The organism is Streptomyces sp. NRRL WC-3626 (genome assembly GCF_000718785.1).
Lineage (GTDB): Bacteria > Actinomycetota > Actinomycetes > Streptomycetales > Streptomycetaceae > Streptomyces > Streptomyces edwardsiae.
Genome location: NZ_JOCA01000002.1, coordinates 342,598 through 357,993, shown reverse-complemented (window position 1 = coordinate 357,993; position 15,396 = coordinate 342,598). Strand labels below are relative to the sequence as shown.

The window sequence follows — 15,396 nt, the reverse complement described above, 5'->3', positions numbered from 1 at the left end:
GGACGGCGGGAACGAGTCGACTCACGAGTCGATAGCCCATCCATGCCCCATGATTGCCTATCGCGATAGAGAGGCGATAAGATACTCATAAATCAGGTGAACTGTGTTTTATTAGCGGAGGGATCGTGCATCAATGGGCATTCTGGGTACGGCAACGGGAAGCCGCAGGAAGGAGCGGAAGAAGAAGCCCGACGAGCTTCTGGCCTCCGTGGTGAGAGAAACGGCAATCCCGGCGGCGGTAGAGCTGCTGCGGTCGAACACGCAGTTCGTCTTTCCCAGCGGTACGGCCTGGGTGATGCTCGTGCTCGCAGCCGACTCGATCGGTGGCTTGAGCAAGCGGCACGGCCGGGACGAGGCGAAGGGCTCGATCATCGAGCTCATCAGCTCCGACCAGATCCGCACGGTGGCCACGGCGGAGATGCTCGAAGAGGAGGTCTTCGGCATCATCCCCACCGACGAGACTCTCGCGCGGATGGAGGAGTACTCGCTGCTCACCGGTGCCACCTACGCCTGGGCCGTCGTGTGGCAGAAGCCCAGCGGCGATCTGCTCGTCGATCTCGTGAACGATGCGACCTTCGCGCAGGCACGCTTTGTCGCTGCAGGTACCACGAGCCTCGAAGAAGCCGTGGGCAAGAAGGCATGGGAGGAGCACAGCGGCCTGGTCGCCGAAGCTGGAGCCACTGCCCCCGCGGTCCTCGGGGAGGACGAGGGGGATGCGATCTTCGACGGAATCCCCGGTGACGAGGGGGCTGCCGAGGGCCTGGACGACGAGCCGCTCTTCAGCGACGTCGTCGACGCGGATGAAGGGGCGGACGCATCCATGCTCGGCGAGGACGCCGCAGGTATCGACGACGCGGGCGCCGTCCCGGTCGAGTCGGAGCCGGACTACGACGGCGACGAGGTGGCCGGCTACGAGGGTTTCGACGAGACCGACGCCGGCTACGGCGTCGAGGGCGACTACCAGGAGGCCGGCGACACTGTGCTGCTGGCCGATCAGGCCCAGGTGCGCGACGTCATCGCCCGTCGGTTCCTCTCCGAGGAGCTGGACCTGGACGTCCGGCTCGATGAGTTCAACGCAACCTTCGCCATCGGCGCGCCGGTCGTGCAGATCGCTGTGCCCGAGGGCGCGACGGAGTGGCTCGGGGACCAGGTCGCCCAGCTCAACCGGCAGGCCAACGCAGACCTGATGCAGCTCCGTTCCGCGCATGAGGATGAGCTGCGTGCGCTCTACGTCAACCTCATGTCGGCGCACACCGAGCAGGTCATCCGCGATGTGGCCACCGACCGCGCGGGCTCCCGGTACAAGCTGCTCAAGGACGCCGCCGAGGCCGAGCACCAGCAGCGGCAGACGGAGAAGGATGAGAAGATCCGGGCCCGCCGGGCGGAGATCGCCAAGGACTACGAGTCTCAGGCCTCCAAGGTGGCCCAGCAGGCGGCGCTCTCGGCGGAACTGCAGTACAAGGAGCGCAACCGCTCGAAGATGGAGCGCGAGCAGACCGACTCCATCGCCGGGATCGAGCGGGACATCGAGGACACCCACGCGCACAACCAGCAGGAGATCCTGCGCGTCCGGCGTTCGGACGCGACGCTGAAGATGCAGACCGGGCAGACGCGGATCTTCGAGGTGCTGGCCGAGCAGCAGTCAAAATACCTGGCGGCCGAGGAAGAGCGCCTGAACCAGTGGAAGTCCGAGATCCAGCGGATCGTCGACGACAACCGCAAGGCCGACATCGCCCAGTCCGAGGCGCTGGCCGAGCACCTGCGGACCACGGACGAGATCGGCGCCCTGCGCCGGGAGCAGCAGGACCTCCTGGAGTCGGTGCGCTCTGAGCACGCCGACCGGATCCGCCGGATGGAGGACGAGCTCGAACGCAACCGCAAGGACGCCATCACGCAGATGACGGCTCGGGACGCCGAGTGGCAGCACAACCTCGACCTGGAGAAGGAGAAGACCAACTCCCAGGTGGCACGGGTCACCGACCTGCTCCAGCAGCTGTCGACGGTCGAGGATTCAGTGGCCAGGCGGTATGAGGTGCGCCTGGCGGAGATGCAGGCCGACAAGGAGTCCTACGCCAACGAGCTGGCGCGGGCCTCCGAGATGCAAAGCCGCTCGAACAAGATCCTCGTCGTCATGATCGTCACGCTCTCGCTCCTGATGGGCGCGGCCGGCTTCATCGTCGGGGTGGTCTTGACCCGTTGAGCGGACCGGTCATGACCGACGGGGTGATCTGACGGCGCATGGGCGCATTCCCCATGCGCCGTCGTCGTCTGCGCAGGCAGGCGCACCGGACAGCAGGACAGCAGGACGAGCGAGGCTCGAGATTAAGGGATCACGATGGCCACGAACAGGCGGAAGGCAACACGGCCGAAGGCGAGCAGCTGGGACAAGATCTCGGCGCGGACGCCCGGCGAGACGCTGACGAACCGAGACGTCCACGACAACCAGCAGCTGGACCGCAGCACGTTCCTGACTCTGAGGTCGACCAGACCGGGCATCGTCGTCGCGGTGATTACCGGCGTGCTGGTGACGATCGTCGCCTGGGTCTTCTACTCCCTCATCGCCACGGCGGTGCTCTCGGTGGGCGCGTCCGTGGGTTCGGGCGTGCCCGGCAACGGCACCGGCAAGCCGAGCGTGTACTACGTCCAGGACACCACGACGGGTGCGGGCGGCTCGGTCGTGAAGTGCTACCGGCCCCTGGCCAAGGACGGCAACCCGGACGTGAAGGCGAAGTGCTACCACAGCGCTGAGGCTGTTCCGGTCCCCAGCTGGTACACCGCGGCGAAGGACGGCAAGCCCAGCGCCGAGAAGCCGGCTGAGCCCAAGAAGAGCGAGACGACGGTCGGCGAGCAGCTGGCCGACGTCTCGGGGTTCAAGCTCTTCATCACGCTCGGCTCGGGTCTGATGGTCGCCCTCATCATCGGTACGTGGTTCTCGCGGAAGGTCGCCGCGGCGAACCTGATGAACACCACGAGCGACATCAACCAGTACCAGAACGACCAGCACATCTCCCTGCCGGAAGAGATCCAGCAAAACTACGACTGGTTCCCCGACGCCGGTGCTCACTCAAGCGTGCAGGTCAGCTCGATGCTCAGCCACATGATGCTCAAGAAGAAGGGCCTGGGCACCGTCGAGGTCGCCCAGCGCGCCAAGAACGACGTCATCGATGAGGAGGGGAACCTCGTCTACTACGCTGGCGAGGTCATGGACGACGACGAGGGCGATCCGCTGACGCAGACCCTGCCGATCATCGACGAAGACTTCGGCGACGAGCTGTTCGAGGCATCCGGGCTCCCCGATGACAAGACGCTGCGGCAGAAGTACGACACGGCACGGATCCCGTACAACCCTGACGGCAAGAACCGGGACAAGCTCGGCTTCGGATCGGACACGTACAAGACCGTCGCTGACCTGATCAAGAAGGACTGGGAGTTCCCGGCGTACGAGGTCCAGCGCCCGGCCGGGGCGTACGTGGTCGATACCGCGCCGGTGAACACCATGGTGCTGGCCATCACCCGAGCCGGTAAGGGCCAGACGTACATCGAGCCGATCATCGACATGTGGTCGCGGGAGAAGAAGCCCTCGAACATGGTCATCAACGACCCCAAGGGCGAGTTGTTGGTGAAGAACTACGTGCCCCTGGTCACACGCGGGTTCGAGCCGGTGCAGTTCAACCTGATCAACTCCATGAAGACCGACATCTACAACCCCCTGGGACTGGCGGCCGACGCGGCGCGTGAGGGCAACTTCACCAAGTGCGCGCTGTACGTGGAGAACATCGCCGGGATCTTCTTTCCGCTCGACGGCGGCGAGGACCCGGTCTGGCCCAACGCCGCCAACAACGCCTTCAAGCGCGCGGCCTACGGACTCATCGACTTCTATCTGGAGGAGGAGCGGGAGCTGCGCAGCGCCGCAGCCGTGCTGAATATGGACCCGGCGCTGCTGGAGCAGAAGCTCGATGACCTCTGGGGCAAGGCCACGCTCTACAACTGCTACCAGCTCTTCGTGCAGATGAGCTCGAAGAAGATCAAGAACCCTGAGGCCGAGCTGGAGAAGCGGGTCAAGGCCGGCGAGTTCGAGAACAACGAGGACGCCCTGGCCGAGGAGCAGGAGAAGGCTGCGGCCCAGGCCTTCATGTGGGAGGGCAAGGCCGATCAGGACATGCTCAGCCTGTACTTCAACGCGAGCGAGGAGCTGCCCCGCAACAACATGCGCACGCTGGTGGGCAACGCCCACAACGCGCTGCGCTCGATGGCCGGGGCGGAGAAGATGCTGGCCTCGGTGTACGGAATCGCGATCACCGCCATGTCGTTCTTCACCGACCCCACGATCTCGACGCTGACCTCGGGCAAGCCCTCGCAGAACACCGACCTGGCCGGCCTGAGCTTCCCGCGTCGCCTCGGCGTGCGCTTCGCGCCGAACTACGTCAAGCGCGACCACCTCGTCGGTCAGCAAGCCGTGTGGTCGGCCTACGCGGACCCGATGTTCACCGAGCACCTGGGTGAGGACTTCGAGCACGAGGAGATCGTCGGCCGCGAGGGTTGGGCCCGGTACAACTTCAAGGGCAAGTTCCCTGACGACGAGGCCTGGCTCAAGCTGGAGCTGGTCAATCCGCAGACAAAGATGCTGGTGCGCACCTTCTACTTCAGCTTCACGAAGAACTACCAGGTCTCGCTCAACGGCCGGCACTACGTGGTCGAGCCGGTGACGGGCAATAAGATCGTGAAGAACGGCGTGATGCGTGAGCTGAAGCCGGTGCGTGAGGGCGGCACCCGGGACGGGAAGATCCTGTCCTTCCAGCCCGGGGACACGCTCTACCCGGACACGCGACTCGACTTCTCCGGCGTCGGCAACCCGGAGAAGGTCTCGTACCAGGCACGGGCGATCACGCAGACGCTGTCGCGCTACTCGGAGTCCCCCAAGGCGCTGTTCCTGGTGACTCCACCCCACCTGATGAAGTACGCGAAGCTGATCCTGATCCTGGTCAAGCAGCTGTTCGACGTGAGCGCCGACCAGGCGTACATGACGAAGTCGAACCAGAAGCCGCTCTACCGCACGCGGTTCATGCTCGACGAGCTCGGCAACCTGCAGTCCGAGGGCAAAGGCATCGACGGCTTCGAGACGATGCTCTCCATCGGCCTGGGCCAGGAGCAGCAGTTCACGCTCATCCTGCAGACCCTGCAGCAGCTGCGCGACGTCTACGGCGAGAGCGTCGACAAGATCGTACAGGGCAACACCTCGAACATCGTCTTCTTGAAGTCCACGGACGATTCGATGATCGAGACGCTGGAGAAGATGAGCGGCAAGACGCACCGGTCGTACCGTGACAGCAAGCAGATCAGCCAGGATCTCGACAAGGTCATCGGCGGCAAGACCGAGGGCCGGGTCTCCTACACGATGAACACCAAGGAAGAGCCGCTGATCAGCTACAACGACATGGCATTCCTCTCGCCGCGCAACTCGATCGTCTTCCGGGCCGGCGACGCGCCGATCTGGAACCGCAACCAGACGATCCTGCCGATGTCGTTCCGGCTGCTGGGCAACACGATCAAGCACCCGGGGCACACGTACTCGCTGCAGACGATCCCGACGCTGTCCAGTGCCATGGACTTCGACGTGCGAATGAACCAGCCGGACTTCGTGAAGATGCTGGAGAAGCGCATGCGGCAGGCAGTCAAGGCCGCAGACGCGAAGGCGCAGTACAAGGAGATCTACAGCTACCAGGAGGTCGACATCGAGCGCCTGGATCCCGATGTCTACGCCGACGAGGTCATGGAGGTCATCACGACGATGACCACGGTCGACGAGGGCCAGGACCCCAACGCTCCGGTGGTCGTCGACCCCGACGCGTACGAGGGGATGAGCATGTTCGACGAGGACCAGTTCATCGAGAACGTCGAGGTCGGGGTTGCGGTCGCCGAGAGTCAGGCGGTCAGCGCCGAGCGGCAGCGTCTGCTCTACGCCGAGGGGACGATCAGCAAGGAGATGCTGGTCAACCCCGACGGCTCGGCGAAGGTCAAGAGCCTGGACATCGAGATCGGTGAGGCCTACAAGTCGGCGCAGACCGAGTTGGAACAGGATCGCGAGCACTTCTCGGTCGGCGGCGACGGCGAGCTGCGCAGCGCCGACGGGTCTCAGACGTACATCAGCCAGATCCGCTCGGACGCGTACGCCCATGCGGCCCGCCGGATCAACGGCCATGTGAACAACGAGGACTCGCGGGTGTTCGCGGAGGGGGACGTCACCGAGGAGGACCTGAAGTCCCTGGCGACGGTGAAGGTGCACTCGGCCTTCTACCAGTACCTGGCCTCGCTGCCGAGCTGGGAGGTACTGGCCGACGGCCGGTTCGACCGGGCCATGGCCATCGAGATGAACTCGAAGTAGCCGACGGCCACTTGGGGGCCAGCCAAGGATCACGGCCAGTGCCGAGGTCGTCTCTCGACTAAGGGAGACTGCCTCGGCACTGGCCTTTCTGGATGACCCCTCACTTCCTTTCGATAGGCAGAGTAGGCTCTATACATGCTTATGTAACCCCGAGCGTCCACAGAGGCTGATTGACTATGAAGAAGGCACACGGACTGCGCAGGTACTTCTATGAGTACGTCTACTACAAGGCAGTCGAGCAGGCCCGGGATCAGACCGGACAGGTCATCCCGATCTCCCAGGCCAAGGCGATCCGCGCCCGGGTCGACGAGATCCTCGGACAGCGGGGCACCGCGCTGGCCGACCCGCGGCTGGGCGTCACGGACTGCCTCACCGCCATCGACCAGGCATTCGCGGAGAAGGTGTCTGACTACGAGCCGCAGTTCGGTGACCATTCCCCGCAGAACGAGAGCTACCAGCAGTCGCAGCGGGAGTTCATCCGTGCCACCGGCGTCGGTGCCCAGGCCGACCCGAAGTCGGCCCGGCTGCCGATCAGCCCCTACGACCCCGACTGGTCCGAACGCGCGACCGTGAAGCGCGCCGGGACTGCGCTTGTGTACCTGCCGGACGAGACGATCGCACGCGTGGCCGGCGGCGAGGTGAAGACCCTAGCCGATCCCCGTCGCGGGAACATGGTGCTCTGGCGCATCGACGACGAGGGCAAACCTTTCGAGGCCGGCCGAGCGATGACGAACGATGACGCCGCTGGGCTCACCGCGCTGATGGACAAGATGAGCCAGCAGGAGTACGACCAGGTCCGCGAGTGGGTCATCGACGGCGGCCGAGATCCCCAGACGAACCGTGTCGACCGCAACCGCTTCATGTCCCGGCGCGCCGTGGCACGCTCGGCAGCACTGCTCGAAGAGCTGAAGGCCCAGGGCGTGTCCTACGAGGTGATGCGCGACCGCGAGCCCGGTCAGATCAAGGCGAAGATCGCCCAGACCGGCATGGAGATCCGCCTCACCGACACGCGCCAGGAGGAGTACGCCGGAGCCCGGATTTACGACAACGGCACCGTGCTGCGCTACTCGACGAACTACCGGGTCCCCGGCGGCATGGCGGTCTACTCCCCCTCGCCGACGGAAGCCGTTCAGCTGCTGCGCTTCGCCCAGGGCCACCGCATCGAGCGCACGGATCTTCCGGGGCACGCCGCCGGCGAGATGGGCACGACGCACCAGGAGCGCGGCCGTGGCCGCACGCTGGTGGATGTGCCCGACAGCTACCACGTCGACCGGGAGTCGATGTTCGTGGTCGGCAACTATGTGGCCCCGGGCGAGTCCGGTCCCCGGCCCGGGTCGAAGGTGATGCTGCGCCGAGACGCGAAGAACCGCTCCCTGCCGACCTTCTTCATCGACGCCCAGCCCGCTGAGGCCTACGCGAAGGCCGCCGTCGAGAGCGCGCGGCAGAACCTGCAGGCAGCTCTTGGCGTCGAAGACCTGATCGCTCGTGCTGAGGCCGAGCTGGAGCGAACCGGCGGACAGCTGGATGCGATCGAGCCGCCGGAGTACTCGGCTGACTCTGAGGTCGCTGCGATCCAGCGCTCCTACTGGGACGTCCTCACCGGCGCGCACAGCGATCTGCTGCGCCCGGGGGCGACCGAAGAGATGTACCAGGAAAGGCTGGAGGAGATCGGCGAGTTGCAGGCCGAGGAGGTGCCCGAGATGGGCAACCTCGTCTACGGCGGCACCGCCGTCGAGAAGGTCCGGCAGCACGCCGAGGACGTCCCCTTCGAACTCATCGGGACCTGGGAGGCGGAGCCCCACGACGTCGACGGCGAGTGGGTCGACCAGCGCTTCAACCCGGACCGGGTGGCGCGGTACATGACCAGCCCCACCGGGCAGTGGTCGAACCTCGACAACCTCGCCTCGGCGCTTCGTCGTTGCGGAATCTCCCCCGACGAGATGATGGGCTCGACCTTCCAGACGACCCGGTTCAAGGACCGGCTCGTCCGTTTCGACGCCGAGCGCTCCGTGCCGATCGCCGATCACGAATCTGCATTCATGCGGCGCATCGGGGCCACCGTGCGCGAGAGCATCGAGCGCAACGCGGCGACGGTCTCCGAGATCCTGGTCGACGAGCAGGGCGTCATCCGCTGGAGCGGCGAGAAGCAGCGCCGTGACGGCAAGGGGACTCCGATCTCGGGTGAGATCGGCCAGGTCTTCGATGTCGGCGAGTACGGCGAGATCACCACCGCCTTCGCCAGCGGGGATAACGCCCTGGTCGTGCCGGGCTACGAGGCCACGATCACGGCCCAGACTCCGGGCGAGGCTCCGACCTCGGTCGAGGAACGCACGCGCCTGCGCGGCTACGAGCAGCTCATGCACGAGCGCATCCAGTACCAGATCGCCGGCGACCTCATCGCCGGGCGCAGCGAGACCGGCGAGCCCTCCTCGCTCAACGCGGTCTACTCGCAGCTGTACGGCACGAAGCACCCGATCGACTTCATCGAGCGCGCCACCACGTACCAGCTCGACGAGTCCACCGGCGAGATCAAGGAGCACCTGGACGAGTGGACGGCCGCGATCCTGCAGACCGAGGCGCGCCGTGTGCGCTACTCCAACGAAATCAAGGCCGGCTCGACGATCTACGCCGAGTACCGGGCCCAGCGCGACCAAACTGACCCGGCTGACGACAACCGCTTCGACGCCTGGCGGCTCACCGGCGGGCGGAACATGACGGTACTCACCGGCAAGGACCGGAACAACGTCGCTGCGCCCAGCGGCTACTTCGACCCGGTGATGACCGGAGGCGCGACCAACCAGGGCATCGTGCGGTACCTGACCACTCAGGCCCAGGTCGACGCCGACGGCCAGATCGTGCCGGGCGACGAGAGCGTGGCCGGACAGCGTGCGCCGCTCATGGCTCTCCCCGAGCTCGAGACGCTGCGGTACGACCCGTTCGACCGCCAGCAGATGACGGCCTCGACGATCATGCAGTCTTCTGAGGTCACCGCGCCGGCGAAGACGGCGCTGATGACCTTCGGCGGCTGGACGGCTGATGACCCGATCGTGGTGTCGAAGGAGTTCGCCGAGCGCCACCGCATCCGCGGCGCCGGCGGCCAGGAGCGCGATCTCGTCGTGGGCGACAAGATCTCGGATCTGCACGGCAACAAGGGCGTGATCTCGCTGATCGTCGACCGGGACATGCCGCTGCAGGACGCGCAGGAGCAGGATGTCGTCGAAGAGGTCAACTGGTTCCGGGCCAACCCGGGCCTGGACGTAGTGATGAGCCCGTTCAGCCTGATCTCCCGGCGCAACGCGGGCTCGGCGCGCGAGCTGATGAGCGGAAACGTCTCCGACCTGCGCTCCCCCAACGGAGAACTGCGGCCGAGTGCCCTGGGCGAGATGCGCTTCGTGGTCACCCACATGGCCGTCGACGAGAAGACAAAGATCTACGACGACGAGCAGGTGCGTGCTGGCAAGGGCCGCAAAGCCTCCTCGCAGCTGGCCTGGGCGCTGCAGTCTCAGGACTGCCCGGCGATCATGGGCGAGTTCTACGGCCACAACAGCGGGGCCGAGTCGAACCTGCGCGAGTACCTGCTGGTGACCGGCATGGACATGGAGGCTGACGGCACACTGCGGGTGGTCGGCCAGGCCGAGGGCATCGACGAGCGCCCCGAGCGCCGGTTCATCCCGATGCCCGAGCTGCTGCGCACTCAGCCGCGCAAGGAGGGCCAGCTCCCGGGACTGAACACCACGGCGATGCGCAAGTCCTTCGGCAATCTCATCGGCGACCGCGGCGGCGACATGGAGATCCCGTTCCCGCTCACGTATCCGACCGGTGAGCAGACCGAGACGGTGAGCGCGAGCTCGTGGAAGCTGCCGGTGATGTCCTCACATCTGCGCAGTGGCCAGGAGTTCGAGGACGGGTCCTCCGTCACGCACGACTACACCCGCAGCTACCAGGACGTCTTCGTCGAGGCCTGCCGCTACCGCTACATGACCGAGCAGCTGGACGGCCAGGGTCTGTCCGCGGAAAAGCGCTCCGAGGTGCGCCGCGGCATGAGCGAGTCGGTCTCGCGCGCTCAGCGCGCCTTCGAGGCGATCACGACCGACGTGCAGAACCGGGTGCTCACGGGCAAGAACAACATCTTCAAGACCGGGCTGATGGCCTCGCGGTTGACCGACTCGGCGACGATGGTGTGGACTGCGGACCCGCGGCTGGACGTCGACCAGGTTGCGCTGAGCTCGGTCAAGGCCGAGCAGCTGGGGCTGGCCGAGGGTGACCACGCGCTGGTGTGGCGTGACCCGGTGCTCCGTGACGCCGGCGTGCGTTACATGCGGGTCGCGATCGACGACCGGCTCACCGGTGCCGCGATCAACCCGGTGATGGACGCCTGCTTCGACGGCGACTTCGACGGCGACGCGGTCGCCGTGGTGAAGCTGCACAGCGAGGCCGCCAAGGGGGAAGCCCTGGCGAAGCTCTCGGTGCCGGCCAACCTGCTGGACACCGGCGTGGTCAAGGGCGACGGCTCGCACCCGCTGGCCATGCAGGTCTCGCTGGACACCCAGGTCGCGCTCTCCAAGGACACTGCTCTGGCTGAGGAGCTGGAGAGCTCGCGCAGCGAGGCGAACCGGCTCCGGCTGCAAGCGCTCACGGGCGCAGAGTCGCCTGAGGACATCAAGCTCGACCAGCAGGTCGTGACGGAGGAGCTGAGCGCGCTGTACCGCCAGGCGCAGCGTGGCGAGTTCGGCGCGGCACTGACGTTCTCGGACCGCGAGGCGCACCTGCAGAGCGTGCGCGAGGTCTGCGTCGAGACCGGTGCCAAGGGCAGCGAGAAGAAGCTCACCGACTACGCCCGGAACCTGGGCGATGCGCAGGGCACGCCCGGCATCACGCAGGCCGACCAGGAAGCCTCGATGTTCGCCACGGCGATCAAGGCTCACGGCACCGGCCTGGGCGGCTCGTTCAGCCAGCGCGCCGTGCGCGCGCTGCGCGGCGAAGACCTCAAGGCCGTCCTGGAGGTCACCTACCCGGTGACCCAGTCGATCCTGCAGGCCAAGCACGACGCCGCCGAGGCCCGGCACAAGTACGCGATGCTCCAGGGCCCCGGCCGCGAGCTCTGGAGGGGCCGCAGCATCGAACACGTCGGCCCCGGTCAGTGGCGCACGGCATTCCTCGACGGTGAGCCCGTCCAGGCCACGGCCGAGGAGTGGGAGAAGAAGTTCATCGAGTTCTACGAGTCCAAGGAGGGCTTCGGCGTCACGGTCAACCCGGCCTACGTGGCCCGCGTGGCCAGTTCGCTGGAGGACCCGAAAACCGGGCTCATCCGCAACCTCGAAGAGGACCCGTCGCTGCGGGGCACCGTCATGGACCGGATGGCCTACGGCGGTGGCTTCGAGGCGCTCGTGCAGGCGGCCAAGAACCGCGAGAGCGTCTACGACGGCGAGAAGAACGAGCAGTTCGCGTCCTCGGGGACCCGGAAGGCCCGGGCGGAGATGTCCCGGCAGCTCGATCAGCTGAGCTCCGCCGAGGCGCAGGGCCTGGACAGCGCTGCGATCGCCGTCGATGACTCGGCGGTCAAGCGCGACGTGATCTCTCAGGACGCGGGGGCCTCCCGCACCCGCGGCTCGCACCGCCGCTCTGCGCATGCCGTGGGCGTGGGCGCGTCGCGCCCGGTCTACACGCCGAGCATCGAGATCGATCAGCCGCAGGGCGACGACGACTACGGGGCGGGCTACTGAAATGGCACAGCACAAGGAACTGGGAACGGGCCCTGCGGGCCGCCCGCGCGCGGCCAAGGAGCTTCCGGTGGACGACGATCGGCAGCAGGCCGACGAGCCGCAGAGCAGCGCATACGCCTACTGGGACTCGCGCTCGAACGAGCCGATCGACGCCGAGGTGATCGACGAGCCCGGACCGGAGGACGCCGACGGTTCGCGCGCCTGGCGCGAGTGGCTCCGGGACCGCGCTCGCGGGTTCTTCGGCGCGAAGACACAGGATCGGATGGCCGACCGCGAGCGCGTGCACGGGATCGACGTCGACCGGGCAGAGGACGAGACCGAGGGCCTGGAACAGCGCGAGCAGATGCTCAAGCTTCGGGCGGAGACGCGGCTGGCCGGCGAGAAGTACATGGCCTCGCTGCGTGACTCGAAGCTGCTGGTGCCCGGCTTCAACGACGAGGAACGGACGCAGGAGCTCGGCGTCATGCACCACGTCTACATGCAGATGATGATGCAGTCGTGTCTCAAGCCGCTCTCGCGCGGAGTGAATGCCAACTCGATCATCCAGGCCGTCGGCATGGTGATGACGATGCGGATGCTCGCCCCGGACTTCAAGAAGGAGATGGACAGCTACCTTCAGCCCCTCAAGGACAAGATCCAGGAACGCATCGACACCAGGACCCGCGGCATGATCGCCTCTGCCGAGAGCGGCATCGCGCACCGGCAGAGGATCTTCAAGGACGTGCCGAGCGACGCCCGGCGCGAGCGCCTCATCGGCAGCACCGATCCGCGTGACCACCTGACGAAGAAGTGGCGCCAGCGCTTCGACGCCATGCAGCACCGTGAGCGCGGCCACCGGGAGATGTTCACCCCGGACTCGGCAGCCATGACCGAGGTCGCGCTCATGGAGAACGCCTTCTGGAAGATGCGTGAGCCGGGCGCGGACGCCGGCCTGATCCGCGACAGCTACCGGGCGATGCGCAAGCGGCTGCACGAGCAGATGCGCGAAGACGGCCTGGAGCGCCAGGAGGTCGTCCAGCGCGCGCGAATGATCATCGGCGAGCGGATGGAGTACGAGCCCGAGCTGCGCACGATGTTCAACGGCGTGGCCCACGGCCGGATCGTCAAGGCTCCCGCGCACGAGGAGCGGATCGCAGGCTCCGACCGGGTCCGCACGGTCTGGAGCGGGGAGTTCGACGACCAGCTGGGTCAGCGTCTGCCCGAGGACGGGATGTTCACGCTGCGCCGGCCCATGGATGCGGACGCCCACCAGGTCCAGCTCGCCGAGACGATGAAGACCTCGCTGCTCGACGCGCTGGGCCGCAGCGACCAAGAGGGCTACGGGGGCAACATGCTCGGCTACCTGGTCGGCTTCGCGGCACAGAAGCAGGGCCTGGACACCAGCGGACTGCCCGACACGCTCCAGCACCGCCTGGACCAGTCCGAGGTGATGATCGCGAGCATGGACATCGACGGCCTGCCGCCCGAGGAGCAGCAGCGGGTCTACTCCAACGCTTACGTCGACGCGATGGAGGCGGTGAACGAGAAGTACCCGGATCTTGAGGCCGAGCTGAAACGGAGCCTCGGGGAGAACTGGCAGCAGACGCTGCAGACGGCGGTCGACGACCCGGGTGCCTTCTTCGAGGAGCAGCGGCTCAAGCCGCGGTCGCGCCCTACGGGTCCGTCGTCCGAGCAGGAGGCCGGCCCGCAGAACGAGAGCCCGAACGCTGAGGCCGATTCCGAGGACTACCAGCCCGCCTGAGGGCGATCCGAGAACACGAACAAGGAGCAGGAGGAAGGGCCATGAGCCAGGAACAGAATGAGGGACAGCAGGTCAGGTTCGGCTCACGTTTTGCGCGGATGTTCGGCTACGTCACGCCGGAGGACCGGAGCCGATGGGAGCAGCAGCGGGCGCAGAACAAGCCGAACGTCAACGCGATCAAGCAGGGCACAAAGTCGGCGCTGGGCTCGATGATGGAGTTCGGGGAGCGCAACATCGGCGCAAAGCTCGATGCCGCCCACCGCGTAGCGGCGCAGCAGCGGTTCGAGGAGTCCCACGACAGGGTCGTGAACCAGCGCCGCGATCCGAACACGCGGAACAGCATCGAATCGGTCGACTACGAGCCCAAGGACGACCGGGAGGAGATCGAGCTGGATCTGGAGCTCTAGCCGAATGGGCCAAGACAAGCGTAGCGAGTGGCACTCTATAAGCCCGTCTCTCCTTCTCGACTCGTTACTATCTTCGATAGACTGGTTTCTCAGCGAAACCGCGTCATGAAGGACGACAGGACAGGGTGTGGGTATGGAGACGACGACGAATCCGCGTGTCAGTAAGCGCGAGTTCATCTCTCGGGTCGCGACTCGCAGTGGGTTGCCGATCCGGGTGGTGAACAAGGTGTACGAGTCGCTGCTCGGCGAACTCACGGGCGCAGTCAGCTGCGGAGAGACGGTCGTGCTCACGAGCTTCGGCCGCTTCTACCGACAGGACCACAAGGGCCACAAGGTGCGCTTCGGCAAGAGCAACGTCGACGACTACGTGGTGCTGAAGTTCTCCGCGTCGAGCAGCTTCAACCGCCGGCTCGGCGGCGATGAGGACGAGATCTCACCGGAGACCTACGGGATGATCGAGGATGCCGACGAGTTCGAGAACGTCATTGAGGATCGTGAGCTACGGGCCGCGTCGTAGGCAACGAGGAGCCAGCAGAAAAAGAGAACCCCCGTGATGCACAGGCATCACGGGGGTTCTCTTTATGGCGGGACGAGCCCAGTTGCGACGCTCAGCCGTGGGCGATGGCAAAGATCAGCACGAGCACGATGACCAGGACGATGAGCACGCCAGCCCCGGCGAGGAGGTGCTCCCACCCAAGCGGCGAGTTGATCCAGCCCATGAAGTCGTTCACAGGCCGGCGACGGTGCTCGCGATCGAGGCGAAGAAGCCGGTGACCCATCCGCCGATGACCGCCAGACTGACGCCGCCGATCAGACCGAGAGCGATGATGGCACGAGCACTCTTGAACATGGTCCTACACATGACGCCCCGCACTACTTCCGGTCCTCGAAGAGCAGGTAGTACAGCCCGATGTGCGGGATGACGAGGGCCGCCAGCGCGATCCAGGCCCGCCCCGGGTCCTCGACCACCCAGCCGATGAAGTCCCTGACGGGTCCGACGTAGGCCAGTACGGGGGCGAACAGCTCAGTGCGGAAGATGACGTGGAAGGTGCCGTAGGCCATGCCGAGGGCGATCGCCAGTCCGATGCCGCGCCGTACGAAGAGGGCGCAACGAGGACTGATCAACCGGCGGCGTCCCGCGGT

Annotated in this window: 9 protein-coding genes; 6 read left to right on the top strand and 3 right to left on the bottom strand. The window is 66.2% G+C overall.

Going from position 1 to position 15,396, the window contains the following annotated elements; translation table 11 throughout:
• Positions 1–133: 133 nt before the first annotated feature.
• The 6 genes from IF28_RS0104405 (at position 134) to IF28_RS0104380 (ending at position 14,770) form a co-directional block, all read left to right on the top strand.
• On the top strand, positions 134–2,200 hold the full coding sequence (locus IF28_RS0104405; protein WP_030214104.1) for a hypothetical protein: 2,067 nt from the start codon (positions 134–136) through the stop codon (positions 2,198–2,200).
• A 135-nt stretch (positions 2,201–2,335) separates the two neighbouring features.
• A complete protein-coding gene (locus IF28_RS0104400) occupies positions 2,336–6,382 on the top strand; it encodes a type IV secretory system conjugative DNA transfer family protein (RefSeq protein ID WP_030214102.1) in 4,047 nt (1,348 codons plus the stop codon).
• Between the two features lie 176 nt (positions 6,383–6,558).
• Positions 6,559–12,105 (top strand): hypothetical protein, encoded by a 5,547-nt coding sequence (locus tag IF28_RS0104395; protein ID WP_030214101.1) that lies wholly within the window; start codon positions 6,559–6,561, stop codon positions 12,103–12,105.
• Positions 12,106–12,172: 67 nt separating this feature from the next.
• Positions 12,173–13,846, top strand: coding sequence for a hypothetical protein (locus tag IF28_RS0104390; protein ID WP_158713659.1), 1,674 nt, complete (start codon positions 12,173–12,175; stop codon positions 13,844–13,846).
• A 41-nt stretch (positions 13,847–13,887) separates the two neighbouring features.
• Entirely contained in the window at positions 13,888–14,253 is a 366-nt protein-coding gene (locus tag IF28_RS0104385) for a hypothetical protein (RefSeq protein ID WP_030214099.1), read from the top strand.
• A gap of 133 nt (positions 14,254–14,386) precedes the next feature.
• Positions 14,387–14,770, top strand: coding sequence for an HU family DNA-binding protein (locus IF28_RS0104380; RefSeq protein ID WP_030214098.1), 384 nt, complete (start codon positions 14,387–14,389; stop codon positions 14,768–14,770).
• A 91-nt stretch (positions 14,771–14,861) separates the two neighbouring features.
• Here IF28_RS0104380 and IF28_RS40135 read toward each other — a convergent pair whose 3' ends face one another.
• Genes IF28_RS40135 through IF28_RS0104365 form a run of 3 tightly spaced genes read right to left on the bottom strand, consistent with a single transcriptional unit; the run spans position 14,862 to position 15,378 of the window.
• Complete coding sequence (locus IF28_RS40135) at positions 14,862–14,984, bottom strand: hypothetical protein (protein WP_267883048.1); 123 nt, start codon at positions 14,982–14,984, stop codon at positions 14,862–14,864.
• Positions 14,981–15,103 carry a hypothetical protein gene (locus IF28_RS40130; protein ID WP_258039813.1) on the bottom strand — a complete coding sequence of 41 codons (123 nt, stop codon included), beginning with the start codon at positions 15,101–15,103 and terminating at the stop codon, positions 14,981–14,983. The genes IF28_RS40135 and IF28_RS40130 overlap by 4 nt, the downstream gene beginning before the upstream one ends.
• A 23-nt stretch (positions 15,104–15,126) precedes the next feature.
• Positions 15,127–15,378: a hypothetical protein gene (locus IF28_RS0104365; RefSeq protein WP_030214097.1), complete on the bottom strand. Its 252-nt coding sequence runs from the start codon at positions 15,376–15,378 to the stop codon at positions 15,127–15,129.
• Positions 15,379–15,396 lie beyond the last annotated feature (18 nt).

Bases quoted from the DNA above. Each gene is read 5' to 3' on its own strand.
- IF28_RS0104380 (WP_030214098.1), top strand. From the start codon at position 14,387: ATGGAGACGACGACGAATCCGCGTGTCAGTAAGCGCGAGTTCATCTCT.
- IF28_RS40130 (WP_258039813.1), bottom strand. From the start codon at position 15,103: ATGTTCAAGAGTGCTCGTGCCATCATCGCTCTCGGTCTGATCGGCGGC.
- IF28_RS0104385 (WP_030214099.1), top strand. From the start codon at position 13,888: ATGAGCCAGGAACAGAATGAGGGACAGCAGGTCAGGTTCGGCTCACGT.
- IF28_RS0104395 (WP_030214101.1), top strand. From the start codon at position 6,559: ATGAAGAAGGCACACGGACTGCGCAGGTACTTCTATGAGTACGTCTAC.
- IF28_RS0104405 (WP_030214104.1), top strand. From the start codon at position 134: ATGGGCATTCTGGGTACGGCAACGGGAAGCCGCAGGAAGGAGCGGAAG.
- IF28_RS0104400 (WP_030214102.1), top strand. From the start codon at position 2,336: ATGGCCACGAACAGGCGGAAGGCAACACGGCCGAAGGCGAGCAGCTGG.